A 24,729-nucleotide genomic window follows, 5' to 3' on the forward strand; every position below is an offset into this window, starting at 1 on the left:
TTTTACCGTTCCTGCATTCTCCTATTTTCTCACTTTCTTGTAATAAAAGTTAACAATTTATGTGAAGTCATACATTAGAATACAACCTCTGATTCAACGTAGCCAGACTGGGCTTCTTGCTCTTCTCCTTCTTCCGGGATGATTTGGACTTACTACCACCGCTTGAATATGGGTATATCGGTTTTACCTCCCGCAGCGCATGGCAAGGGGCCATATCACTTGTAAACTCATATAGCTGTCTCATGTATTCAGATAACGGCGTAGTATCAGCCGCCAATATTTCATCAATCCAATTAGCCATATAGCACCTCCTGTATTCTAGCTTTGATAGCTTCCATCAAGCCGTTTTGTGTAATATCTTTCGTTTTCAAAGCATCGGCACAAACCTGATCCATCGTGCCGACAGTTAAAATCCGGTGAATGATTCCCTGTTCTTTTTGCCCCGGCCTGTTTAATCTGCAATTGGCTTGATCATATAATTCAAAATCCCAGGTAAGTCCAAACCAAACAGTTATATACCCCCCGAATTGGAGATTTAAGCCATGCCCGCAGCTGGCAGGGTGGGCAATCAGAACCGGTATCTTTCCTGCATTCCAATCATTTTTATCTCTTTCGGTCTTTAACTCTCTTGCATTAAACCGTTTCATGATCCGGTCCCGGTCATGCTGATACGCATAAAGCACGAATACCGGCTCCCCCTGTGCTTCGTCAATTAATTCCTCCAAAGCATCCAACTTGAAATCATGAATATGCCGGACATTCTTGTTTTCATCGTATATAGCGCCATTCGCCAACTGCAGCAACTTATTATTCAATACTGCCGCTGTACTGGCTACCACATCCCCATCTTTGTAAGGCAGCAATAAATCCCGTTCCAACTGTTTATATACCGACATAACCGGATCTGGCAGCACGATCTTAATATCGTTAATAAACGGTTCTTTCACATCCAGCCAATCTTTGCCGCTCATGGATACACAAATATCACTTATCGCTTTATCTATTAGCTCTTTCGCGCCATCTTTTAGTCTCCAGGAATACACCATTACCCCGTTTCTCTGGTCCGGCTCAAAATATTTATCCCGATAGGCTGTAATCGTTTTGCCTAATCGCTCCCCGCGATCCAGTAAATAAAGCTGCGGCCATAGGTTTAAATAACTTTTAGGCGCTGGCGTTCCGGTCAGTAGAACAATTCTTTTGACTAATGGCCTAACTCTCCGTAAAGCTTTAAATCTCTTGGATTGGTGGTTTTTAAAGCTGCTAGACTCGTCCACTATAACCATATCAAACGGCCAATCTTTGCCGAAATACTCTACCAACCAAACAACGTTTTCCCGGTTTATTACGTAGATATCTACCGGAGTATTCAGAGCCTTTATCCGCTGTTTCTCCGTCCCCAGCACGCGAATAATCTTTAAACCCCGCAAATGACTCCACTCGTTTATTTCATCAGTCCAAACCATCTGCGCCACTCGTTTAGGGGCTATCACTAAAACCCGGACGGCATCGAAGTAATCATACACCAACTCAAATATAGCTGTTAATGCCGTTACCGTCTTACCCAGGCCCGGACGTAGAAACAAACCAAGAGCTTTTTCCCGGAGTATTCTATCTTTGCAGTAGGATTGATAGGGGCGGGGATTAAACGTCCTCATAGTCAATTACCTCCACCATAAAGCCCAATGCCTCAAGCTGCTTTTTCCGTTTCTCCTGCAATGGTCTAAGTCGCTCTCCTGGCTTTTTAATTTCTGCAAAATACATTTCACCGCCGGGTTTTAATATGATCCGATCCGGCACACCTGCAAAACCGGGGGAAACAAATTTTAGGCAAAGCCCTCCGGCGGCTTCAATTTTATTTTTAAACTTCTTTTCGATCTGTTTTTCTAACATACCGGCCTCCAAATTCTTCGGACACATCCGGGAAGCCTTATTTTTCAAGGGTTCTGCTTAATTTTTTGTGTCCATGTGTCCAACGTTCCACGGATTTCCTATATATATAAATACGCATGTATGACTTCACATATATTGTGATATATTCACATATAATGTTATATGTATATGTATTTTATAATCTTATATATAGAAAGTATGGACATATTGGACACATAATAGGTTAATCCCTTGAATTATCTGACCTCGCGGTGTGTCCAAGGTCTGTGTCCGTCGCATTTTTGACGGACACAACGGACACAAAAATTGGTCATTCTGCCCTTACAAAACATCTTTGATGACCGTACATACTGCCAAAATACAATTTGCCCGTTCCTTTTGTGTATTTCGTCCATCCTGGCATTCTGTTTAGAATTTCTCTTAACTCAATGGCCTGAATCCGATTTAGTGACTTCAAATCGCCGCCAAATAACTCACACCATATTTCCATTACACAAACCCTATCTCGTTTTACCGCCCCTGCTTGAGTAATAAAATCGCCGTTTAAGAATTCCCTGCGTTCCGGTAAGCCCCTTTGCTGCCAATCCTCTGGCAAAAGGGTATCCAGATAGGTTTGCACCTGCCCTTGTTTCTCATTATCCTCCATATGTTTTTCCTGTTCCTGAAGGGCTACTGTCGCCATATGTTGATCTAAATGAAGATCCTCTCCTATCAGATAGTAGCTCATGGCTTCGGCCCATATCTGCCCTATTTCCGAATCCGGCAATTCCTTAAATACGCTCTTGGTTACATCCTGCACCCCGCACCGAACCGGCCAAAATCTACGCCCGCCGGTGCTGTCTCTTATAAAATCATCCCGATTACTGCTGCCCCAAAATACGCATTGCCTGGGACAATCCATCACGTTTTTACCATACGGCATTCTAAAATGGTCTATCTGCTTGCTTAAAAAATGCTTTACGCTTTCTTCATCAGCTTTTTTCAGCCCGGCCAGTTCGCCCATTTCAATAATCCAGCGGCCTTGTATCAGTTGGTAAATATCTTTATGGTTAATATCTTTTATAGAATCCGAAAACCAAGTCCCACCTAACCGGCTAAGAAAGTAACTTTTCCCTATGCCTTGCTTTCCAATTAGGACAAGCATGGTGTCAAATTTGACTCCAGGTTGCATAATGCGGGCGACGGCGGCAACCATCATTTTCCTCGTAACCGTTCGTATATATCCGTTATCCTCCGCGCCCAGGTAATCAATTAGCAGGGTTTCTATGCGTTCCTTACCATCCCACTCCAAACCGTTTAAAAAATCGCGCACCGGATGAAAGTGTTGGTGATACATTAACTCATTCAAGGCGTCTTGGATAATTGGAGCGCCTTTGATTTTATATACCCGATGCAAATAGTTTCTCAGCCCCGAATCGTCGCCATCCTCCCAGCCGCGCCCCGCTTCCGTCTTACGCCAGGGCAAATCATCTTTGATAACTACCTTATGCGCAAAATCATCCATTTGAATTTTTCCGGCCAGATTCGGGTCATTTAATAGAATCAGCAGTATGTTTTCCGGGATGGAATCTATCTTGCCTTTAGCATCGTATTTTAATTTAGTCAACCAATCGGTAGATACTAAATCATTGGCAAAATCTTCCCTTGCCGCTTCTAGGCGTTCTGTACCTAACGTTTCTTTTACCGTGTTATCCTGTAAAGCAAAATCAACCATTGCCTGATAGCTCGGCAGCTTATTAACCGGCGTTCCTTCTTTTGCTGATTCGTCCAGTTCTCCGAATTTATGAATCCTGACCAAATCAAAAGAGTTGACCAAACGCCCGGCTATCGGGTCCGTGCCGTGATTGCTGTAAGCAAATTTATCATTGTCATAAATGACAAGTCCTGCGGCGGTACTGCCCGCTACATATGTGTAACGATCCGGCATAGTGCAGGCGGCGTATACATCCGGTAAAAAGGTTTCAATTGCTTCAACGATATTGTAGGTCCGACAGAAAGCCCCTACTATACCGGTTTTTTCTGTCGGATCGCCTTGCTTATCTGCCGCCTTTTTCCGCGCCTTATGAATCCGGCTGGATTCCGGCCAGAAAGAAGAATCTTTCCACGTTTCACCCGGACCGTATAGAGCCAGGATGCTATCGGGATCTAACCAAGGGGCGTCATTGCAATCAAAATACGGCTCCTGGTCACTTGATACGCTAGGCCAGTACATTAACCGAGTAGGCTGATAGGTTGTATCATCGAACTGATCCATGCCGACTTTATGGGCAAGCATCCGGCTTATGGCTTCATGTTCTTCGGCTGTCACGGACCGGCTGTAAGGCCCGATGATCCGTATCCGGCGCTTTCCCTTCCGGTCTTTATGCGTGTTATAAGCGGCACAGGCGCAGCCATGAGTGAGCCAAAATTCCTCAAATAGCCCTTCCTCTGCAAAGTCGGCATCCAGGGTAAACATGGTCCTCCAGGATATTGCTTTCAAAGTCCGGCGCCCGCCGGTGAGTGTACCACCAACGAAGCCGCCAACATCCTTGATATTGTCCTGATCCGCTTTGACCATGCTGTCATATTCGGCCATCGTTTCGGAAGTAACCCGGGGCGTTTGCAGCTTCGCCAGTACCCAGGACCAATTTACTTGCCGGTTCTTCCATTCTGATTCAAAACGGTTTTTGCCAATGGCAATAGTTACCGGCCCATCGTGTTGTAATTTATCAGTAGAGGAAATCATAAAGTACCTCCGCTATGCCTTGCATAATATAGTCCGGGCAAGGCTGTGCCATCCCATTTCCCAATGCCTTGTATCTTGCCGTGTCACTCGCTCCCGGTATATCAGTCCACCCATCAGGAAAACCTTGTAAGCGTTCACATTCTAAAGGGGTTAGGCGCCGAACTGCATAATCAATACGAACAGGGTTTTGATAATTTAAGCTGTAACCGCCGCCTGACTTTGCTTGCAATGTTCCGCTAAGTTCTTCACTTTCATATAAACTGCGACAATCTATAGCAGCTACAGTATGAAATGCGACAACTAGATCAACATCAGTTTGTTTTGCCATGGCCGCTCTTTGTGTTGCCGCTAATTCCCCTAGTTGATAATTGCTATATCCAGCGCATGAAAACATTAACCGGCCTGTTGTTCCAACGCTATCCTCAAAACCTCCGGCAGTTCCTTCCCTCGGGCTTCCGCTCTCCGCAGTATTCCGGCGCAAGCTTTCGGGCTTAAATAGTATTTTTGCGGCACATTGGCCTGCAAAATCTGCGACAAGAAAGATTCTCTTACGACGTTGGGGGACTCCCCAGTATCGGGCATCCAGGACTCGCCAAGCGACTTCAACGCCGTTCCCTCTGACCACTCCGGCGCTTGCCCACCTTCCAGATCTAGGTATTGGAATTTGGGCTTCTGTGACTTCTTCAAGCACGGCTCTAAAGTCGGCTCCTTTGTTACTGCTAAAGGCTCCGGGGACATTTTCCCATACAGCAAATCGTGGATACTCTCCATTTGTGGCCTCCCTCATTTCTCCAATTATTCGCATACCTTCATGAAACAGATTTGACCTCGTTTGTTCTGGCTCCGCGCAGCATAACGGGCAGGATTCCGCTTCTTGTATCGATCGATACTCATATACCCAGCCGCATACCGGGCAAATTATCTGCATACCGTTTCGATTACCCGCGATACTTAAATCCTGGCAAGGACTTCCTAACGTAATTACATCAACAGGCTCAATTTCAGCCCCGTTAATTTTGGTTATATCGCCAAGATGTTTCATATTGGGGAATCTTATTTTCGTTACTTCTATTGGAAAGGCTTCGATTTCAGAAGCCCAAACCGGTACTATGTCATAGCGTGTTGCGGCCAGCGGCCACCCTCCAATCCCATCAAAGAGCGATCCAAGCTTCATACACTGTCACCCGCCTAAATACTTTTCAATAAAAAGTTCACTTTCTAACTCAGATAAGTTTCTCGTTCCCTGATTGAAATAGCTCCCTTTCAATTCAATCCCGACATAGTACCGATCCATTTTGATAGCCTGATAACCGGTACTGCTTATGCCATTGAAAGGATCTAATGTAACATCACCAGGATTTGTCCAAAGGGTTAACGCTCTTTCGATAACATCAAGCTGTAAAGGGCAGATATGCCTTTCATCGTCAGTATCTCTTGCAGGATTTCTATTAAGGGTATTGGTCTGCCTTATATCCATCCATACCGGCGATGCATAACGGCGCCACACCTGATGGGAGTAAACCGGCGTTTCATTATACTTTTTCTTTTTTGCGTATAGGTCCGGGTCCGGGCCCGGGCGTTCGGTTACAGTGGTTTGCGGAGCATCCTCCCCGGCAAACTCCGTTAACCCGTTCTCATGTGTGATAGGATATTGATTTACTCCAGGCTTTCGCAAAGTGACTAGATAATCAGGAAGCCCTTGCCGGCACATAGCCGAATCCTTAACAAGCTGCTTGTGCATTAGCCCGATAGCCTTGGTACGCGTAGCTTCGACTAAGGGATCTTTCCATATTGTGACTTGACTGTGTAAGATAAACCCGGCCCGTTGAAAAATCCTGATCAAGTGCCCCCTAAAATCCCGAAGCCCTATAATGCCGTCCCGTTCTTTCAGCAAAGGTATGTCCATACAATGGATAGATACATTGCGTCCTGGCTTCATCACTCGGAACAGTTTCAAAGCTAAGAACCGCATATGCTTGGCAAATTGCCGGTAATCCTTGTTATTGCCGATATCTCTTTCACTGTTTGAATAAGTGTAAAGGGAGGCAAACGGCGGCGAGAAGATAGAATAGTCAACGCTGTTTTCCGGCAAGCCGTCCAGGACTTCGCAGCAATCGCCGTGATACAGCGCCCATCGTTCCCCGTGAGCCTGATTAAGTACGTTCATATTAGCTGGCCCTCCTTAACCACTCGGGCAGGACCATCTTTACTGCTGGATCGTAAATTCCGGCATCCCGCTTTGTCGCTTGAATGTTTTCTTTCGTAATTTCCTGCGTGGCGCTGATCATACTTTGCAGCATAATATTGAATTCCGCTTCTTTTCTCCGTATATTCTCAACAACTGCGCCCTCAACGTCTGAAGAAATAACATGGACGTTGACTTTGTTTTTCTGGCCGAACCGCCAGCACCGGCGCACCGCTTGATAATATTGTTCAAAACTATGTGATAACCCCACAAAGGCCTGATTATGGCAATGCTGCCAGTTTAATCCGAACCCGGCAATACTCGGCTTCGTAACAAGCCGTTTGATTGTGCCGTCGCTGAAGCCTTTCAATACCCGTTCCTTATATTCGGGCTTATCACCGCCGCGAATTTGCACAGCGCCCTCAATTGTATTTACGAGGGCATCGGCTTCATCGTTCAAGTTGCACCAGACTATAAAAGAATCATTCGTGCTGTTTACGATCTCCGCGCACCGGGCAACGCGGGCGGCAAGAGTTTCTTTTGCGGCTATTCGTTGTTCTGTCAAGGTTTTTACCTGTTCTTTGCCGGTCATGATGACATGCGGCATAACCTCTAATTCCGGTAGGATAAACCGGGAGCCGTCATATCCAAGGTCAGCCGGGTTTTGCATCATAACAGCCCAGGAGGCTACCCAACGCCAGTAATCTTCCTGCGCATGCCCTTTTAAGCGCCATTTGCTAGTATCGCCGCCGTCATGGACAAAGAACATAGCCAGCATTTCAGCCCGTGTCATGACTCCCAGGAATTCCGCATGATTCGCCAGTTCCATATAGTCGTTAGGGCTTGGTGTAGCGGAGCAGGCCAACTTAAAAGGTGTATGGGTGAACGCCCCAATAATCTGATTGCGGATCTTCCCGGTGAAGGATTTTAGGATTGAGCTTTCATCCAGAATAATCCCTGAAAAATCATCCGGGTTGAACCGATCCAACTTTTCATAATTGGTAACGTTAATCCCATAGATCACGTCCTCTTTGCTGTTGCACTGCTTAACTTCAATGCCAAACTTTGCGCCCTCTTCTGCTGTTTGTCCAGCTACGGCCAACGGGGCTAATATAAGAACCGGCTGCCAAGTATAGTCATATACATGTTTTGCCCATTCCAGCATCTGAAAAGTTTTACCCAGCCCGCAGCCCTCAAACAGCGCCGCCTTACCTTTCTTTAACGCCCATCGGGTAATGTCGCGCTGATAATCAAACATACCGCTATTGATGGAATCAGAGGGTACATCAATTCCCTCTGATCTAACCACAATGCGCTTTTGGTTTAAAAACTCAGCATAATCCAATGAAACCACCTCCTAGGAGCCTAATGAAAAATTGCATAGATTAATAAAAATAGTCAAAAATTCTTTTTCTATATCTACAGGATTTTTGAAAGCGATATCAATACGTAAATCATTTTTTTCAGCCCAGGAATCAATGTTTCTCATCAAATCCATAGCTTCAGCATGTAAGATAAGAGTATCCGCTTCTTTTACTCTTTTTAGTTCCGTAGCGGTAGGTCTTAACCCAAATGCGGCCCAAACTGTCCGCTGTATGACAAATTCCACTTTTTGATAATTAATCAAAAACGGCTTTATCGGTCTGCAAACATCTGATATATACGCTTCACTTGCATCATGCAGTAATCCAATCAACTGCAAGGCGTACTCTGTAGGGTATAACGTTGCTAAATATTTATAGACATTGATTGAGTGTTGCCCTACACTGTAAAAATGCTTGCAATGGCCGTTATACCTGCAGGTTAGACTTAATGCGTGGGCTATATCCGCGATTTTTATATCGTCGGGATACGGCTCTAATGGATAAAATTTAATCCCTGAGTAAGTTTCTATCCAATCGCCTTTCCTCATAACGGCCGCCTCGTTCTATGCCCGCATCTTCTGCACTCGTAAGGTCCAAGTATCGAAGTAGGCACAAACTCATGGCCGATGATGAAACAAATTATTTTTCTAAGTATGTCAGGTATCGTCATATAAACCCCTCCTATATACCTTTTTCCTTGCAAGGGAATAAAGCTGATGTATCAATCTCCGAAGAATCCGCCGGCGGATTTTCGATTTTATCTAAATAGGAAGTATCAAAGCCAAGGCTGTCCAAAAATTTTCTAGCGGCTGCTCCATCTCTTTTTTTGCCTATGACGCGATTTATTTTTGCATACTCTTCCTTTACTTTATCCACTTCGGCATTCCAAGCGCCCAGCAATGCCTGCAATTCCGGTATGTTTTTTATCTGATGATCTGTATAAAACATCTGTTTTTTAGGCTCTCTCGTATAGCCTGTTGATAAATAATGCCTAGGTATAAATTGCTTTATTACTTTTTCAGCTTCATCTAGTGCTGCCCCAGCTTTCTCATAATTGGCAATAGCCTCTTTTAGCACAGGGTTTGATTCTAGATAGACCTCAATAGCGTTTTCATAAATCGCTCTATGCTTATCGATCACCGCTTTAACGGCTTTATATCTGACTTTCGCTAAAAACTCCCTAACTTGTGCTTTTGTCATAATATCCTCTCCTTCTTATCTCTTACCGACAAAGCCTTGTACAGAATCGTCCCATTCCGCACGGAAGCGAATCGGTAAATCAATTTTCTTACCGCCAATATAATTCGTAAGGGCTCGGCAGGATAATATTCTTCCGATCGTGTTTTTGCCGTTTGTCCGGCATTTAATCCCATTCTCCGACTGGCGGACAACGATAATATTGGCGGTTTTGTTTATTAAGACTTCCAGAGTTTCGCCCGCCTGATAACGGGCGCCAATAGCCGCCGACAGTGTTACCTTTCCGGTTTTAGTGACACCAATAGCGACGGTATCTCTACTATTTACAGCAGCGTTGCTAGCATTGAAAACTATAAACGAGGATAAATCTATTGAAGTGTGGACCGGCGCCGCAGGGGCTATCGGTACCTGTTTTCTAATGGGCTTTGTTGGCATGATATAACTCCCCTCTTCCAAACAAATTTTTAATAAAACCTCTTCAAAATCTTGAATTGCCCTTTCATCATCAATGGCATCTATTAGCCGAAATTCCGTTCCATTTCTAACCGCGTCCAGTGATAGAACGCAGCCTTTTCTTTTTAAGGCCTTGTTCTTTCGTATTGTTTTAAACATGGCTGTTTTTATGTTCAATATGGCCCATGTGGAGAAACTTGCGCCCCGGTCAGGTTTATACGCCCGGTAGGCCTCTAATAACGCAATACTGCCAATCTGAAACAAATCTTCGTATTCTACACCGTTCCTGTATGGGTAAAATTTATGGATCGCGTAATGGACCAGCTTTTCGTAAGCTTGAAGGATTTGATTTTCATCAACCATTTGAACGGCAATCATTGTCAATCATCCTTTTTATAAAATAAAGTCTCAAAACCATCACCCTTTAGAGGAAGTCCCGGCGCCCAGCCGATAGGCTGCGCCAGGATTTTATTCATTTCGTCCAGACTGCCATAGCCTTTAGGCATTTCGGTGATAATTTCATCATGAACATGCATCACAATCTCATAATTTGCCTGATCCAGCCGATCCATTGCCACGGCCAGACAATCCCTTGCTATGGCCTGTACCAAGTTTTCCACCAGTTTCCCGCCATATGTCGGCATCCGCTTCCATTGTTTTGTCGTCTGGTCCTGGCCCTCATAGGATAGCTGTTCTTTAACGCCTACGTTTGTTTCGGCCATTTCAACCCTTGGCTTTACATAGGCAAGCTGCCGGCCAGATGGAAGAACCGCAAATAAAATGCCTTTTTCATACTTATAGGACACACCGCGCTTTAGTTGTACCGATGTCCTATTTTGTACGGCCTCTTTTGCAGCATTCTCCGCATCTTGCCATAATTGAACAATATGGGGGCTTGCATTGCGCCACATTTTAACCAGTGCTGGCAGTTCTTCTTCCGTCAATCCCTGTTTCAAAGCGCCCATTTTGATTAAGGCATTCGGCCCGCCTTGATAGCCTAAAGCCAACTCTGCCACTTTACCCTTTTGCCGTAAGGGGTTATGTTTGTCGATACTCTCTACCGGCACCTTAAACATGGCCGCTGCCGACGCCTCGTATATTTTGCCGTGAGTTTTAAATACGTTCAGCCGCCAGGATTCCCCGGCCAACCAGGCAATTACTCGGGCTTCTATGGCACTAAAGTCCGATATGATAAACCGTTTACCAGGAGCAGCGATAAAAGCCGTTCTGATCAATTGAGATAAAATATCTTGTGTATTACCGTAAAGCATTTGGATCATACTAAACATATGAATTATAAGCATTTCCCTGGCGAGATCTAAGTCCGATAGTTTGTTTTGCGGTAAGTTTTGAACCTGGACCAATCGACCAGCCCAGCGGCCTGTCCTGTTAGCTCCATAGAACTGAAGCAGCCCACGGACTCTACCGTCATGGCAAACCGCGCACTCCATAGCTTGATATTTCTTCACGGACGTTTTAGCCATCTGCTGCCGCAATTCTAATACCCGTTTCACCGTTTCGCTCTCCGTGTTGGCTAATAGTTCTGGCACGGTTTCTTTATTCAGAGATTCGATCTTTACGCCCTCGGCTTCCTGAAGCCATTCTTTAAGCTGTGATACGCTATTAGGATTGTCCAACCCGGTAAGCCTTATTGCCTCGGCTTCCATTTCCGCTTTATTCAATTCGTCGCACTCCATAGCGTTTTTAACAAGGCCCATATCCACCATAACGCCCCGATCATTAATATCCTGGTCCAGCCGGTACAGGCGGCGCTCCATCTCGGGCAGTGGTATCTTTTCCAAGATCTTTCGGGCATTGCGTTCGACTTCCACATCACGCCGGTTATAATCAACGAATTTAGCCCATTTCTCCGGGTCATGCTGCGGCATATTCCGGGTACGCTGTCCATTCGTCTTTGTTGGTTTGCAGGGAGTGCAAAAATATTTAATAAGCGCCTTACCCTCGGTCATTTTTTGCTTATCTATGCTATCCGGGAATAGCACCTTAGAAAGCTGATCCAAGTTTCCCGGCATCCCCAAATACAGTCCATGTACCATAGTGCAATACCAATCTTCTGCAGTCATCCATAATTCTGTTGGATCTCCGTCCATATAGTTTTCGGCCGTAAAGTAATTCGATAATACAACCCTTTCAAACTGCGCATTATAGGCTGTTTTCGGGATTCGGGTATCCCATAAGGCTTTTCTTACTTCGCGCGGTATTTCTTGACCATTCACCAGTTCTATGACCGTTACGGGGTCATCATCAAAGGCGAAGCCAAATAGTAGAATTTCGCAACTTTCGGCGTATTTGTAAGCACCGACTTTTTTTATATCCAAGGTAGAAAAGGTTTCTAAATCAATGGAGAGCATTGTCATACCATCACTCTCCTAATAACTCTTTAAGCTCCGCCGCCTGTAAATCTGGCTCATAGCATTGTGTTGTTTGATAAACATCATGTTGCGTAAAGTGGTGTATCACCCATTGATTGCATTCTTTAGACCGTTCAGAAAAGGACTTTAATTTAATGATCGTGCCTAATGCCGGACCGTTTTTAGTGTTGACGACTGCAAAAGTATCTTCGTCATCCGTCAAGCAGGGACAAGTCGTATAAAAATCATAAGTTTTTTCCTTGTTGCCCCTGAAGCAGACTTCAGCAATTTTGATATCCATTTCTCCCTACCCCCAATCATAGATAGAAAAGGGCGGGAATTGCACCCGCCCTATTTCCTTTACCCTAACAGGGCGTTTAATTCATCGTCGTCATTCCCGATAAACTCGGCAAAATCATCTTCTGCAGCAGCCTGCCCACCGCCAAGACGTTCGCCGTCGGCCACTTTCATGATATTGTTAAGCGATACGCCGATCCCCTTACTTTCATTGTTGAATGCGAAGAATGTAATACTTGCCCGCGCATAGCAGCCGCTATAAACTTCATTTGGGTCAATGATAGGATTGCCGTCCAAATCAATAATTCCGGGCTTCCTAGAATTCCTAGCGTTCAAATAATAATGACCGGCATATTCGGGATGTTCTTCTACAAAGGCCTCGTCCGCATCCCCATCATGGAGAGGCATTTTAAGCCCTGATAATTTGCCGCCCCATTTGTTCAAACTGGCGGGATCAGCCTTTACCGCTGCAATTGCTTTTTGAATTAGTTTTAATGTTTTCTCATCTTTTTTCGGAATTAATATAGCCGTGCCATATTTGGCTTCGCCGCCATTTTTCCCTGCTCTAGGAGTAAACACATTTGCATAGCTCAATCTGACCACACCCGTAATTACTTTACCAAGTTGTTTGTTATCATTTGCCATAGTTATCAATCTCCTCTTTATCACTTTTTTCACTATAAATTGCTTCCGGCTGTGCAAGGGTTACAAAGTAGCCTCTCCGAATAAGAGTTCAGCCCCTTTTGTAAAATTGTAAAATGCGTCCTGCTCCTGCCCATATGCCCTGTTCTTCTGGACAAATAACTCCTGAATTTTTTTTGCATCCTCTGTGATAGAAGACGCCAATTGCACCCTATTCATGCCCCTATCACCTTCTTAACCTTATCGTGCTGCTCTTTCATGTTCTTGGTTCCGGCGAATACACCGAATTCTTGAGCCGCCTTTGCAGAAGAATTAAGCTCTGGCCGCTTATCGCTTTCGACTACCAACACCGGCTTACCAGGGGGCTTGATGATATATGCGCCAATAACTGCCTCGAAATTCTTTTTACCTAAAAGCTTCTCCATGTCTGTAATCCCAAGCAACTTTTTATTATAAATCTGCTCTTCTGAATATCCGGCAATTAAAAGCTCATCAGCGACGATAGAATCATCCTTATACTTTCGGTTGCTCCGGCCTTCGACCAATTTCCAGCCTGGCCACTTAACGCCGTGATTCTCTGCCTGATCCAGCGCATAGGCCTGTACATCCGAAGCCCATGCCTGAATTTGCTCTGCCTTTTCCAGTATTTCGGCAATTTCTTCCTGAGTTAGTAACGGGGGCTTTTTAAAATCAAGTCTTGTCAGTTCCAGGCTATCCTCTGCTCTCGCCCGGCAAGTCGCCTTTGCCCGGCAGAACCGGCACCAATCCCCGCAGCACAATTCTCCTTCGCCTTTAAAGGCTAGTTCCGCTTTGGGCCTAACTTCGCTGTCTGCCCAAGCCAATAATTCAAATATAGGCATTTCCTGGCTGCTAATACTATCTAACCGTGGCTGATGAATTGTCATTCGTACCGTGTGGATGTCATACAGCATGGAAAAATTGTTATAAGCGCCAAGTGCATAAAGCTGAAGTTGAGTATTACCTTCCGCGCTTACCGGGACACCTTTTCCATACTTTAAGTCGATAATATCCAGATAGCCGCTTGTTATGATAACCACGTCACCAGTTCCGAAGCCCTCCGGTACCCAAAGGCTGTAATCAAGTTTCTGTTCCAATAGTACGTTTGCTTTTTCTCCTGGATTGCGGCTATCTGCCTCATGGATCTTTTCTTTTACAAAGTCAACGTAATTGTCAATATGATCTTCTAATTCTTTAGAATAGTACTGATTTTTCATAAGGTTATGCAGTTCGTTATCATATTCGCTTTTACGCATTACAGTGGTATATTTCCGAAGTTTAAGCTCACCCAGGCTATGGGCAAAAGTACCCTCGTCCGCATAGGGTGAAGATGACTCCGGGAATTGCGTTTCTATCCTTGCGCTTGGTGGGCAGTTTAACCACCGCTTACTACTGGAAGCGCTCAATAATGCGTGTGCCATATTAGCCCTCCAGTTCTTCAGCAGCGGCCATAATGGCAGCATAGTTTTCCGGTTTTATTTCCAGCAATGACGCAACCCCGAAGGAATTTAAAATCGCTTTTACTTCTTTCTGCTTGCCAGCTTTCGCCAATGCCGCCAGTTTTGCCCGGACTTGCTGCTTCGTAAACTGTTTTTCGGCTTCTACGGGATTTGCCTGTTCAGTTTTTACCGGTTCTGCAGGTTTTGCATCTTCCTTGGCGGGCTTGTCCTCAGTAGCCTTTGTACTTCTGGTCCGGGTAGATTTAGCCGGTTCAGATTGGGCTTCAAATGCAGCAAATACAGCAGCCAATTTCCCGATTTCCTCTTTACCTTCCACGCTAACATGCACATCAATTTTCATAATATGATCCTCTCCCTTTAAATAATTGATCTTATAATTGATCTTATAATTTGGCTAATCAGGTAGATAACGCTAACCGTTATTACCCACTTTGCAAAGCGATCTAAACGCTTTTCATTTTTTGTAAGAATCTTCATCACCCCAGCAGATCATCCAGTGTATAATTGTCATCTAGCGCAATGATCTTTTTTGCCATTTGCAGGGATACCGGTCTATCCCCGGTTTCAACCATGCAAATATGTCCTGTACTGTAACCTAGACTTACGCCAAATTCCTCCTGCGTCATGCCTTGACACTGTCTAATCAGTCTAACAATCTCACCGGGCGTTAATTTCTTCAAGGCATCATCTCCCTGGGTGTTTTAGTGCTTATTTATTACACCTTGCTAAACCGATCACCCATTCTTCAAATAGCCCTCTTGGGATTAGAGTTTTCTTCCCAATATGAAAATAAGGAAATTTAGGATTATTTTTTATATGCCAGTAAATTTCTTTTATCCCTATTTGAGAGAGTTCTGCCGCTTGTTTTACGGTCAATGTGATTGGTTGATCCATAATTTTTCTCCTTAGCTGCCGTATTTAATCGCCATATCTTTAGCAATCGCTACATAACCCTCAATCAGCTTTTTATCCTCAGCGATCACATCAAGCGGATTAAGCTTGTCCCTCTTCGATTTACATACACCTTCTTCAGCCATTCTCCGACGTTTATTAGTAAGGCGGGATTCTAAATTCACACCTAATCGATCATTAAGCAATCTGCTTCCCCTCCTTCTCTAAAGCCCCGAACCTTTACAACGCCTTAAAATGTGGTACAATGGATTTGCATATTTTTTGTTAGGCCACTTTAAAGTGGTCTTTTTTTTGTTCACCTCTGACTTGTATTTCCGTCATTAATGAGCAAAAAATTAAGGTCTAAATCAAGTACTCTTGCCAACTTAGTCAAAGTCTTTACACTTGGGGCGTATCTACCCTTCTCAATATCCGCAATGTAACTTCTAGCTACTCCTGACTGTTGGGATAGTTGAACTTGTGTCAACCCTTTTTCCTGCCTTTTATCACGAACCGCTTTTCCAATTTGGCCCTTTCCAGTTTCCAATTTCTTCACCTCCTCGATCTAATTGTATTGTATTTCCGTCATTTTGTAAAAACGCAAATAAGAGCATACATTACCATTTTAGCGGATTAGTTAGATATAACTTGTTAATCCGTCATTTTGCTTTAATTTACTTGTATTTCCGTCATTCATTCTATTGTATTTCCGTCATTCACCGGCTATAATATTCTCATAGTCGGTATATACGACATAAGGAGGGTATTATGAAATTAGGGCAACGTATAAAAGCCATCAGGAAATCTAGAAAGATCACTCAACAGGAATTAGCTTTCAGATCCAAAATGTCACGTTCCTATCTTGCCGATGTTGAGAATGACAGATATAACCCTAGCCTCACTACACTTGAAAAAATATCAGAAGCTCTAAATGTATCAGTAGATCGGTTAGCTGGAGAAGCAGCCATTAGTATCATAGAAGATCGGCTTGAAGAATTAGGTTTATCCTTAGAACAACTATCAGAAAAAGCGAAAGTTCCTCTTAGGTTTCTTGAGCAACTTGATGAGATTGTTCCTGAAGAATCTGACTATGCACATATCACTTCAATTGCCGAGGCATTAAAAATATCTCCTGGTGTTCTTCGTGCGGCATTCGCCCGGCAAGAATCCCCTTCATTTGACGGACCAACAAGAAGCGCAAGAGAGGACTTTACAGACTACCTTCCGACTCCCGCCAATAATTTAGAACAAAATATCACTACCGATATTGATTTTGTTAAATTACCGATCGTCGGCAAAATTTCATGTGGGAATGGCACATACGCCTATTCAGAAATCGAAGGGTATGAACCGACCCCGAAAGATTGGCTGAATGGGGGCGAGTACTTTTATACTCGCGCTTGCGGCGATAGTATGATAGGTGCCCGCATACAGGATGGAGATTTAGTCTTAATTCGTCGACAACCAGATGTAGAAGATGGAGAAATAGCTGCAATACAATTTGAAGATCGAATCTATTTAAAGCGCGTGTTCAAGAGGAACGGCGCTGTTATTCTGCAATCCGAGAATTCAGCATATCCGCCTCAAATAATCAGTAATAAACCCGGGGAATGCTTTATTGTCGGTAAATTAAAAAAAGTAATCATCAACATGTGATGATTACAGGGTATGAGGTACTCAATTGAAAGGAGGGTAACTCTTTTTGAAAAAAGACAGAAAGAAGAGCCAAAGGGCAGACGGCCGATTTGTGGTTACTAAGGTAATAAACGGAAAAAAGGAATACTTTTATAGCACGATATCTAAAAAAGATGCTGAAAAGAAACGCGATGGCCATATAGAAGCATTAAAAGTCAGACCGAAAAATTACCAGGATATTACGTTTGGTGAATATCTTGACAGTTGGTTAGTGAATGTCAAAGAAGATAATGTTTGTGACAAGACATTGCAGAGTTACGAAAGCAATATCAGAGTACACATTAAGCCATATCTAGGTAGTTATAAGATATCGGAGGTATCAACACCCATAATCCGTGAGTTTTTGACTCATTGTAAAAATAAAGTTGTGTGTAGAAAGAAAGCCCCTACTGAAGAAGATTTAAAAAAGGCAAAAAAGATCAGTGCCAGAACCTTGCAATACATTTTTGTAACGTTAAATGCGGCTCTTGAGCAGGCGAGAAAAGATAAAATCATATCAGAAAACCCTTGCGAGACGATAGAAAAACCCACCGTAAAACCAGTCCCTATTAAAACCCTGTCAGAGCAGGAGAAACAAAAGTTTTTCAAGATAGCCAAGAAAGAAGATTTTCAATTATATACCATGTGTGTCATAGCTTTAGATACCGGGGCAAGATTGAGTGAGTTTCTAAACTTAAAAAAATCCAAAGTCGATATTATCTTGGGCCGTTTTATTATCGACCAAGCAACAGAGCAGACAAAAGAAGGCCCTAAAGAAGGGCCGACAAAAAATGAGTCCTCCGTTAGGGCCTTGAAAATGACAAAAAATTCTCTAGCTGTTTTAAAAGAATATCTAGTTTTGCAAGAGCAAGAAATCAAAGAGTTCGGCACACACTATATTGATAATGACTATGTATTTGCCAAAAAAGACGGCGCTCTAATTCCGAACTACGAAATCAGCAAAAGGTTTAAAAAAATAGCGCGATTAGCAGGTTTGAGAGACGACGCTCATTTCCATGAAACCCGACATACCATTGCTACAGAGCTAATAGAAATGGGGGTAAATCAATTTAAGGTACAAGCTTTATTAGGACACGCTACGCTTGATATGACAAAACGATATACGCATTTAAACATTGACAGCCAGGACGAGATAGTGAATAAACTAAACAAAAAACGAAGTAAGTCAAAAAGAGCCTGACAACTTTTTGACAACCCTGATCAAAAATTTTATGCTTCAACATGCCATATTATGCAAACATATGCTCGTATCTGTAGTTGCTAAAAACATAAGGGATATAAGGCTTCGCGCCTTATATCCCTTTAATATTCTGGTGACCCACCGGGGAATCGAACCCCGAACCTACTGATTAAGAGTCAGTTGCTCTGCCAGTTGAGCTAGTGAGTCATTAAATGGCTGGGGCGCTAGGACTCGAACCTAGGAATGCGGGAGTCAGAGTCCCGTGCCTTACCAACTTGGCGACGCCCCAATTAACATTCAACAACATAAGATATTATATACTTTATTTAGACCTTTGTCAAACCCCATATATTGACTTTATTTTAAGATAAACAAAGACTGCTTAAACTCCAGATACCGCAGATGGCAATTATACTCCCGGAGATTCGGTTAATCCAGCAAATATGGCTTTGCCCCAAATCCCGCAATAGGCTACTCACAATTCCTGTTAATACCAGCCACCAGCTTACGGAGCCTAAAAAGACGCCCAGCACCAATAGGCAGGCCGAAAGGTAGTCGAATTATTTACTTTGATTGCAAAGCTTCTCATTGCCGGTTATAGCAACATCCGGTTCTTGTTTCTCCAGATAGCTGCGCATAACAATGGAACCCACAACAATCAAGCCGCCGATCAGCGCATAGAGGCCCGGCACTTCGCCAATAAAGAAAAACACCCATACCGGATTCAGAATCGGCTCCAGCGTCGTAATTAAAACGGCGTCCAGCGCCTTGACATGCTTAATGGCATGCGTATACAGCACATAAGCCAGTCCCAGTTGAAAAACTCCCAGAAACAATATGGCGCCTACATTGGGATAATCAATCGCCACTCCCTGCAAAAACGGGATGCTGATAACAAAGGTAAGGATATTGCCTAGCAGCACCGAGCCGTAGGGTGCCTCATTCTTCTGCATACGCATAAAGATGGAAATAAACGCAAAGGTCAACCCGCTGGCAACAGCGCACAAATTACCCAGCATGCCCCCGGCAGTTACTTTATCGGCAAAAAAGAAAGTCATGCCGCCAAAAACCAATATAATGGTCAGCCAGTCTTTGCGGGTCGCTTTTTCCCCTAACAGCAATCCGCCCAGCAAAGCAATATAAACCGGTGCCGTATACTGCAGCAAGATGGCGTTGGCCGCTGTTGTCAGTTTCGTGGCAATGACGAATAAGCTGACAGTGGCACAGTAGGCAATTGCGCCCCCCCATTGTGCCCTGGTAAAGGAAAGCTTATCATGCCTGAAGGCAAACCAGATGACCAGCGCGGCAATCAGGCTTCTCATTCCGGCTACCGCCATAGGATTCCAGGTTACCCATTTGATCATGACTCCCCCGGTACTCCAGAAGATCGCCGTTAGCGCAAGATAGATCACAGCATGTTTTCGGTCCAGCATAAACTAATACCTCTTTTCTAACTAAAAAAAATCCTGTTTAATACTATTGTTGCAATTCGTAACACATTCGCTGCACAGAACAGCTTCCCCTTCTAACAGGAACAAAAAAGGTGGTATTTGCCTGAAATTCGCAAATACCACCTTGTGCTCTTGTGAAATAACTCAGTAGCTTTGCTGGGCCATTTTGCGATGCTGCGTCCGGGCAAAACTGGACAACGCATAATTCACAGCAAAATAGATCAGCGCGATCATGCCAAAGATACAAAACACCTGAACGGAGGTTCCGTATTTTCCCATGATAATCATTCCCTTACCGGTCAAATCTTCAATGCCTACCGCCCATACAAAAGACGTGTCTTTGATCACCGTAGTGCACTGTGACACTAAAGGAGGAATCATGTTGCGGAACGCCTGCGGCAGGATAATGTAACGCAGGGTTTGCCAATAGCTGAACCCTTGCGATCTGGCGGCCTCCCATTGCCCCTTATGGATTGAATTCAAGCCACCCCGGACAATTTCGGCAACAATAGCGGCCGTAAATACCGTCATAGCCGCCACACCGGCCTGCACCGGCGGCAGAGGCGTCATAAAACGGATCGCCAGGATAAACAACAACAACGGTGTATTACGGACAGTTTCAATATAAAACGCGGCTGCCGGTGCAAAGACCGGATGTTGGGAGAATCGGGCCACCCCAAACAAAGTACCAAGAATCAGGCTGAGAACGATGGAAGCACCGGCAATGTAAAGCGTCGTAAGCAACCCTTCACCCAGGAAGATAAACAGCTCGGGTTGCAGCAATTCACTAATCACAGCGACACCTCCAGCTTGCGTTCCAGATTTCTGGCATAACGGGCCAGCGGATAGCAGATCGCCAGATATAAGAGGCCGGTTACAATATAAGCCGGACCGTAATACAAGTTGGTACTCGCCCAGGAATCGGCGTGATACATCAGATCACCGCCGGCAATCATCGCCATAACCGACGTGTTTTTGATCAGGCTGACAGCTTGATTGGTAAGCGGCGGAAAAGCCATTCGTTTGGCCTGCGGCAGGATAATATAACGCATAGCCGCCCAGTAGGAAAACCCTTGCGAATAAGCCGCTTCATGCTGACCGCGCGGGATAGACTGAATACCGGCCCGCACCACTTCCGCAATGTAGGCTCCATGATAGACACCCACTCCCAGAATACCGACCGTAAAAACCGGAAGCATAATGCCCAAATGGGGTAAGCCATGGTATAAGAAAAATATTTGAATAACAAGAGGCGTATTCTGAATGAATTCAACGTATACCCGGTTCACAGCCCTCAACGGCTTCCAGTGCGCCGTACCCAGAATGCCAAACAAAACTCCCAGTACGATTGCCAGGCCCAGAGCCAATGCCGATAAAATAACCGTCATAACAAATCCCTCGGCAAAAACCGGCCATTCACGAAACAATGCCTCCCATTTAAACCAGGCAAACGGTCCCGTCACTATTTAAGACCCCACTTTTGGATCAGTTTATCCAACTCTCCTGATTTTTGCATTTCGCCAACCGTGTCATTCACCAGTTTGGCTAGGTCGGTATTTGATTTTTTCGATGCGATACCATATTTTTGCGGACTGTAGCGATCAGGCAGAATTTCTGTGGAATCATCCAGATAACCGTAAAGAATAGCGGCATCCACGGAGAAGCAATCTACACGGCCTGAATCCAAGGCCGTCTTAATTTCCGGATAAGTACCAAATTCAAGATAGCTGGGTTTTACGCCCAACTTATCAGCTTCTTCCACTAATGCTTTCTTGCTGGTTGCACTCTGGGCAACCCCAATTTTCTTACCATCCAAGTCCTTTAAGCTTTTAATGCCGGAATCCTTTTTAACCATCAGCGCCACGCCATCGATAAAGTACGGATCGGAGAAATTATAGCTTTGTTTACGTTCCTCAGTAATGGTGAACGTAGCAATAACCAGGTCAATTTCACCGTTATCCAGCAACGGACCGCGCGTTTTTGCCGTTACGGCCTGTACTTCTACTTTATTTTCATCACCTAGAATTTTCTTTGCAATGCTTTTGGCTAAATCAATTTCCATACCGTCCACTTTTCCGGTTTGCGGATCTTTAAAGCCAAACTTCGGTACATCTACTTTCACGCCCACTTTCAAAACGCCACGATCCTTGATAGCCTTAATATCCGCTGCGTCCCCGCCACCCGAAGTAGCAGACGGCGCACTGCTGCCGCAGCCGGCGGCCACAAGCGTAGTCGCGGTAAGTAATGCCAGCGCAGATAACAATTTTTTCACAAATAACCCCTCCTGTTTTTTAATATATAATGTTCCATTAATGGTTAATCCGGCTTAAAAACAGTTTGGTGCGTTCGTGCGTAGGATTGGTAAAGAAATGTTCCGGCGGCCCCTCTTCCAGAATGCGTCCTTCATCCATAAAGATTACCCGGTCGGCTACCTTGCGGGCAAAACCCATTTCATGCGTAACAACCACCATGGTAATCCCCTCACCGGCCAATCCCACCATAACATCCAGCACTTCTTGTATCATTTCCGGATCAAGTGCCGACGTGGGTTCATCAAACAACATAATCTTAGGATGCATATTGAGAGCCCTTGCTATCGCCACCCGCTGCTGCTGCCCGCCGGACAACTGCGCCGGATAAGCGTTGGCCTTATCCTTCAGACCAACCCTTTCCAGATAAGCCAGCCCTGACTCCCGGGCTTCTCGTAAATCCACACCTTTTAACTTGGTAGGAGCCAGCGTCAGATTTTCCAGTACGGTTTTATGGGGATATAAATTAAACTGCTGAAAAACCATGCCAATGCTTTGACGCATCTGAGCTACCGGCGCTTTCGGCGCATTCAATATCACACCGTCAACGGTAACTTTCCCTTCCGTAGGCTGCTCCAGTAAATTCATACAACGGATCAGCGTGCTTTTCCCCGATCCGCTGGGGCCGATAATAACCACTTTTTCACCGGATTTTACGGTAAGATTAACCCCTTTTAATACGTGCAACGAACCAAAATATTTATGTATATTGTCTAACTCAATCACTCAATTATCACCCTCCCCCTTCGAGTAAAAAAAACCACCAAAGCACGAAACCCGTTCGCTCCAGTGGCAACACTGCCTTTTCCCCATTTTTATGTATCCATTCTACCATAATTTTTTTCTCTTGGCTATATACTTTTTTTATCCATGTCCTTCCTGCACACACTACAGCAGCAGACGGTCTTACGGAATGTACAGTTTTTCTATTATATTCAAGGTTTGTACACTATATGATACACGGCAATTAATTCTTATAGATTATGGACGGAAGGAAAAACAATTGAATATATCCAATTATTATATTTAAAGAAAAATAATTCATTTTAGGAGGATATTAAAAAATGGATATATCCATAATCGTTAAAGATATCGTATTGGATACATCGTCATCGCAGCCCTTATACCTGCAAATAGCCGATCACATTGCCGCCAAAATTCAGGAAAATTTATTGCCGGCAGGCACCAAGCTGCCGCCGGAAAGAGAATTGGCTAAACTGTTTCAGGTCAGCCGCACTACCGCCATTAATGCCTATCGCCAGTTAGAAAAGCAAGAACTGATAACCATCCGGGTCGGCAGCGGCACCTATGTCTGCCGCGATAACGATACCCTGCCGAGCGTTACTCCCATGCCCTGGACACAATTGCTGCTTCCCCATCTGAATACGCCGATCTCCTCTATCCTGCGCAGCCTTATTGCCGGGCCGGTCGACAGAGGCAACAGCATTTCTTTAGCTGCCGGCATGCCCGACCCGAACTTTTATCCTGCCGCCACCTTTCAGCGCCTCTTTCAGGAACATCTTTCGCAGCTTGATCTGGCCAATTTCGGCCATCTTGCCACCGAAGGCTACCAGCCGCTGCGGGAGAGTATCGCCGCCATATGCCGGCAAAAAGGCATGGCGGTGAATTATAATCACATCCTCATTCTGTCCGGATCTCAGCAAGGATTATATCTGACTGCCAAAGCTTTGCTGGAACCGGAGGATTATGTCGTCGTCGAATCTCCCACCTATCTGGGTGCTATCCAGGTCTTCCAGTCCTCTTCCGCCCGCATACTCTGCCTGCCGCCTTCTGACGGCGGCAACATCCCGCTCGATATTCTCGAAGATTATCTCATTCGCTATCGCCCCAAATTATTTTATACCATACCCACTTACCAAAATCCCAGCGGCCGGGTTCTTCCGCTGGAAGAACGCCAGAAACTGCTGGCTCTGGCTGCCCGCCACCGCCTGATTATCCTGGAGGATGATCCGTATGGCGAGCTGTATTATGAAGAGGTTCCGCCGCCATCATTAAAAGCATTGGATCATTACGGTGGTGTGCTGTATCTGGGAACATTATCCAAGGTGCTCTTTCCGGGACTCAGAACCGGCTGGATAGCCGGACCTCAGGTTGTTATCAACCGACTTGCCCAGGAAAAGCAATACAACGACCTTCATTGTAATACGGTCACCCAGTGGCTTGTTCACCGTTACCTGCAGGAGAATCTGCTTCCCGCCCATATCGAAAGTATGCGCCGCGAATACAAAAAGCGCCGCAATGCTATGTTAAGCAGCATCCGGCGCTTTTGCGGCGACTCTCTTACCTGTACGATGCCGCATGGAGGCTTTTATCTCTGGTGTAATATTAACAGGCAGATCTCCTGTCAGACCTTGCTGCATGAAACCTCCAAAGCCGGCGTTTCTTTTGTCCCCGGTGAAGCTTTTTATGCAACCCCGTCCGGCACGAATGAAATCCGCCTTTGCTTTGCCACCCATCCGGAGACCGTTTTGGCCGAAGGCATCAAACGTCTGGCCAAAGTGCTGCATGCCTTGCCGGAAGCCGGAAAAGCCGAGTACATCCCGGCCTTTTATACCGGACGGCCCATCATTTAAACACTC

Annotated in this window: 27 protein-coding genes and 2 tRNA genes; 3 read left to right on the top strand and 26 right to left on the bottom strand. The window is 44.8% G+C overall.

The window, feature by feature from the left end; all coding sequences use genetic code 11:
- Positions 1 to 67: 67 nt before the first annotated feature.
- The 19 genes from P22_RS09825 to P22_RS09915 form a co-directional block, all read right to left on the bottom strand.
- Positions 68 to 301: a hypothetical protein gene (locus tag P22_RS09825; RefSeq protein WP_054260062.1), complete on the bottom strand. Its 234-nt coding sequence runs from the start codon at positions 299 to 301 to the stop codon at positions 68 to 70.
- Positions 294 to 1,655: an SNF2-related protein gene (locus P22_RS09830; protein ID WP_054260063.1), complete on the bottom strand. Its 1,362-nt coding sequence runs from the start codon at positions 1,653 to 1,655 to the stop codon at positions 294 to 296. The genes P22_RS09825 and P22_RS09830 overlap by 8 nt, the downstream gene beginning before the upstream one ends.
- Positions 1,642 to 1,890 (bottom strand): VRR-NUC domain-containing protein, encoded by a 249-nt coding sequence (locus tag P22_RS09835; RefSeq protein WP_054260064.1) that lies wholly within the window; start codon positions 1,888 to 1,890, stop codon positions 1,642 to 1,644. Before P22_RS09835 ends, P22_RS09830 begins: the two co-directional genes overlap by 14 nt.
- A 310-nt stretch (positions 1,891 to 2,200) precedes the next feature.
- Positions 2,201 to 4,615: a virulence-associated E family protein gene (locus P22_RS09840; RefSeq protein WP_054260065.1), complete on the bottom strand. Its 2,415-nt coding sequence runs from the start codon at positions 4,613 to 4,615 to the stop codon at positions 2,201 to 2,203.
- On the bottom strand, positions 4,599 to 5,789 hold the full coding sequence (locus tag P22_RS09845) for a DNA cytosine methyltransferase (protein ID WP_054260066.1): 1,191 nt from the start codon (positions 5,787 to 5,789) through the stop codon (positions 4,599 to 4,601). The genes P22_RS09840 and P22_RS09845 overlap by 17 nt, the downstream gene beginning before the upstream one ends.
- A 6-nt stretch (positions 5,790 to 5,795) precedes the next feature.
- Positions 5,796 to 6,782, bottom strand: coding sequence for a DNA-methyltransferase (locus P22_RS09850; RefSeq protein WP_054260067.1), 987 nt, complete (start codon positions 6,780 to 6,782; stop codon positions 5,796 to 5,798).
- A gap of 1 nt (position 6,783) precedes the next feature.
- The gene (locus tag P22_RS09855; RefSeq protein ID WP_054260068.1) at positions 6,784 to 8,145 is read right to left on the bottom strand and encodes a helicase-related protein; all 1,362 of its coding nucleotides are present in this window, start codon (positions 8,143 to 8,145) and stop codon (positions 6,784 to 6,786) included.
- Positions 8,146 to 8,157: 12 nt separating this feature from the next.
- Positions 8,158 to 8,712, bottom strand: a complete 555-nt coding sequence (locus tag P22_RS09860; protein ID WP_054260069.1) for a hypothetical protein — start codon at positions 8,710 to 8,712, stop codon at positions 8,158 to 8,160.
- A gap of 133 nt (positions 8,713 to 8,845) precedes the next feature.
- Positions 8,846 to 9,364, bottom strand: a complete 519-nt coding sequence (locus P22_RS09865) for a hypothetical protein (protein WP_054260070.1) — start codon at positions 9,362 to 9,364, stop codon at positions 8,846 to 8,848.
- Positions 9,365 to 9,379: 15 nt separating this feature from the next.
- The gene (locus tag P22_RS09870; protein WP_054260071.1) at positions 9,380 to 10,192 is read right to left on the bottom strand and encodes a sigma-70 family RNA polymerase sigma factor; all 813 of its coding nucleotides are present in this window, start codon (positions 10,190 to 10,192) and stop codon (positions 9,380 to 9,382) included.
- 2 nt (positions 10,193 to 10,194) lie between these two features.
- Positions 10,195 to 12,192 carry a DNA polymerase gene (locus P22_RS09875; RefSeq protein WP_054260072.1) on the bottom strand — a complete coding sequence of 666 codons (1,998 nt, stop codon included), beginning with the start codon at positions 12,190 to 12,192 and terminating at the stop codon, positions 10,195 to 10,197.
- Positions 12,193 to 12,196: 4 nt separating this feature from the next.
- Positions 12,197 to 12,487, bottom strand: coding sequence for a hypothetical protein (locus tag P22_RS09880; RefSeq protein WP_054260073.1), 291 nt, complete (start codon positions 12,485 to 12,487; stop codon positions 12,197 to 12,199).
- A 59-nt stretch (positions 12,488 to 12,546) separates the two neighbouring features.
- Positions 12,547 to 13,128, bottom strand: a complete 582-nt coding sequence (locus P22_RS09885) for a DUF2815 family protein (protein WP_054260074.1) — start codon at positions 13,126 to 13,128, stop codon at positions 12,547 to 12,549.
- A 212-nt stretch (positions 13,129 to 13,340) separates the two neighbouring features.
- Positions 13,341 to 14,564, bottom strand: a complete 1,224-nt coding sequence (locus P22_RS09890; protein ID WP_069972801.1) for a DUF2800 domain-containing protein — start codon at positions 14,562 to 14,564, stop codon at positions 13,341 to 13,343.
- 1 nt (position 14,565) lies between these two features.
- Positions 14,566 to 14,943: a hypothetical protein gene (locus tag P22_RS09895; protein WP_054260075.1), complete on the bottom strand. Its 378-nt coding sequence runs from the start codon at positions 14,941 to 14,943 to the stop codon at positions 14,566 to 14,568.
- Between the two features lie 136 nt (positions 14,944 to 15,079).
- Positions 15,080 to 15,283: a helix-turn-helix domain-containing protein gene (locus P22_RS09900; RefSeq protein WP_054260076.1), complete on the bottom strand. Its 204-nt coding sequence runs from the start codon at positions 15,281 to 15,283 to the stop codon at positions 15,080 to 15,082.
- A gap of 28 nt (positions 15,284 to 15,311) precedes the next feature.
- On the bottom strand, positions 15,312 to 15,497 hold the full coding sequence (locus tag P22_RS09905) for a helix-turn-helix domain-containing protein (RefSeq protein ID WP_054260077.1): 186 nt from the start codon (positions 15,495 to 15,497) through the stop codon (positions 15,312 to 15,314).
- An 11-nt stretch (positions 15,498 to 15,508) separates the two neighbouring features.
- Positions 15,509 to 15,700 (bottom strand): hypothetical protein, encoded by a 192-nt coding sequence (locus tag P22_RS09910; RefSeq protein ID WP_054260078.1) that lies wholly within the window; start codon positions 15,698 to 15,700, stop codon positions 15,509 to 15,511.
- 110 nt (positions 15,701 to 15,810) lie between these two features.
- The gene (locus P22_RS09915; protein WP_054260079.1) at positions 15,811 to 16,041 is read right to left on the bottom strand and encodes a helix-turn-helix domain-containing protein; all 231 of its coding nucleotides are present in this window, start codon (positions 16,039 to 16,041) and stop codon (positions 15,811 to 15,813) included.
- A gap of 221 nt (positions 16,042 to 16,262) precedes the next feature.
- On the opposite strand from P22_RS09915, the gene P22_RS20240 reads away from it, so the two are divergent.
- Both P22_RS20240 and P22_RS09925 read left to right on the top strand, forming a co-directional pair.
- Positions 16,263 to 17,150: an XRE family transcriptional regulator gene (locus P22_RS20240; protein ID WP_054260080.1), complete on the top strand. Its 888-nt coding sequence runs from the start codon at positions 16,263 to 16,265 to the stop codon at positions 17,148 to 17,150.
- Positions 17,151 to 17,196: 46 nt separating this feature from the next.
- Entirely contained in the window at positions 17,197 to 18,369 is a 1,173-nt protein-coding gene (locus P22_RS09925) for a tyrosine-type recombinase/integrase (protein ID WP_054260081.1), read from the top strand.
- A gap of 131 nt (positions 18,370 to 18,500) precedes the next feature.
- On the opposite strand, the gene P22_RS09930 is transcribed toward P22_RS09925, so the two are convergent.
- The 7 genes from P22_RS09930 to P22_RS09960 form a co-directional block, all read right to left on the bottom strand.
- A tRNA-Lys gene (locus P22_RS09930) sits at positions 18,501 to 18,576 on the bottom strand.
- Between the two features lie 6 nt (positions 18,577 to 18,582).
- A tRNA-Gln gene (locus tag P22_RS09935) sits at positions 18,583 to 18,658 on the bottom strand.
- A gap of 271 nt (positions 18,659 to 18,929) precedes the next feature.
- A complete protein-coding gene (locus P22_RS09940) occupies positions 18,930 to 19,802 on the bottom strand; it encodes a DMT family transporter (RefSeq protein WP_054260082.1) in 873 nt (290 codons plus the stop codon).
- Positions 19,803 to 19,964: 162 nt separating this feature from the next.
- Entirely contained in the window at positions 19,965 to 20,615 is a 651-nt protein-coding gene (locus P22_RS09945) for an amino acid ABC transporter permease (protein ID WP_054260083.1), read from the bottom strand.
- Positions 20,612 to 21,283: an amino acid ABC transporter permease gene (locus P22_RS09950; protein WP_054260084.1), complete on the bottom strand. Its 672-nt coding sequence runs from the start codon at positions 21,281 to 21,283 to the stop codon at positions 20,612 to 20,614. The genes P22_RS09945 and P22_RS09950 overlap by 4 nt, the downstream gene beginning before the upstream one ends.
- Positions 21,283 to 22,092, bottom strand: coding sequence for a transporter substrate-binding domain-containing protein (locus P22_RS09955; RefSeq protein ID WP_054260085.1), 810 nt, complete (start codon positions 22,090 to 22,092; stop codon positions 21,283 to 21,285). Before P22_RS09955 ends, P22_RS09950 begins: the two co-directional genes overlap by 1 nt.
- A 37-nt stretch (positions 22,093 to 22,129) precedes the next feature.
- Entirely contained in the window at positions 22,130 to 22,855 is a 726-nt protein-coding gene (locus P22_RS09960; RefSeq protein ID WP_054260086.1) for an amino acid ABC transporter ATP-binding protein, read from the bottom strand.
- A gap of 338 nt (positions 22,856 to 23,193) precedes the next feature.
- On the opposite strand from P22_RS09960, the gene P22_RS09965 reads away from it, so the two are divergent.
- A complete protein-coding gene (locus tag P22_RS09965) occupies positions 23,194 to 24,723 on the top strand; it encodes a MocR-like pyridoxine biosynthesis transcription factor PdxR (RefSeq protein WP_054260087.1) in 1,530 nt (509 codons plus the stop codon).
- Positions 24,724 to 24,729: the final 6 nt, after the last annotated feature.

Source organism: Propionispora sp. 2/2-37, assembly GCF_001298735.1.
Lineage (GTDB): Bacteria > Bacillota > Negativicutes > Propionisporales > Propionisporaceae > Propionispora.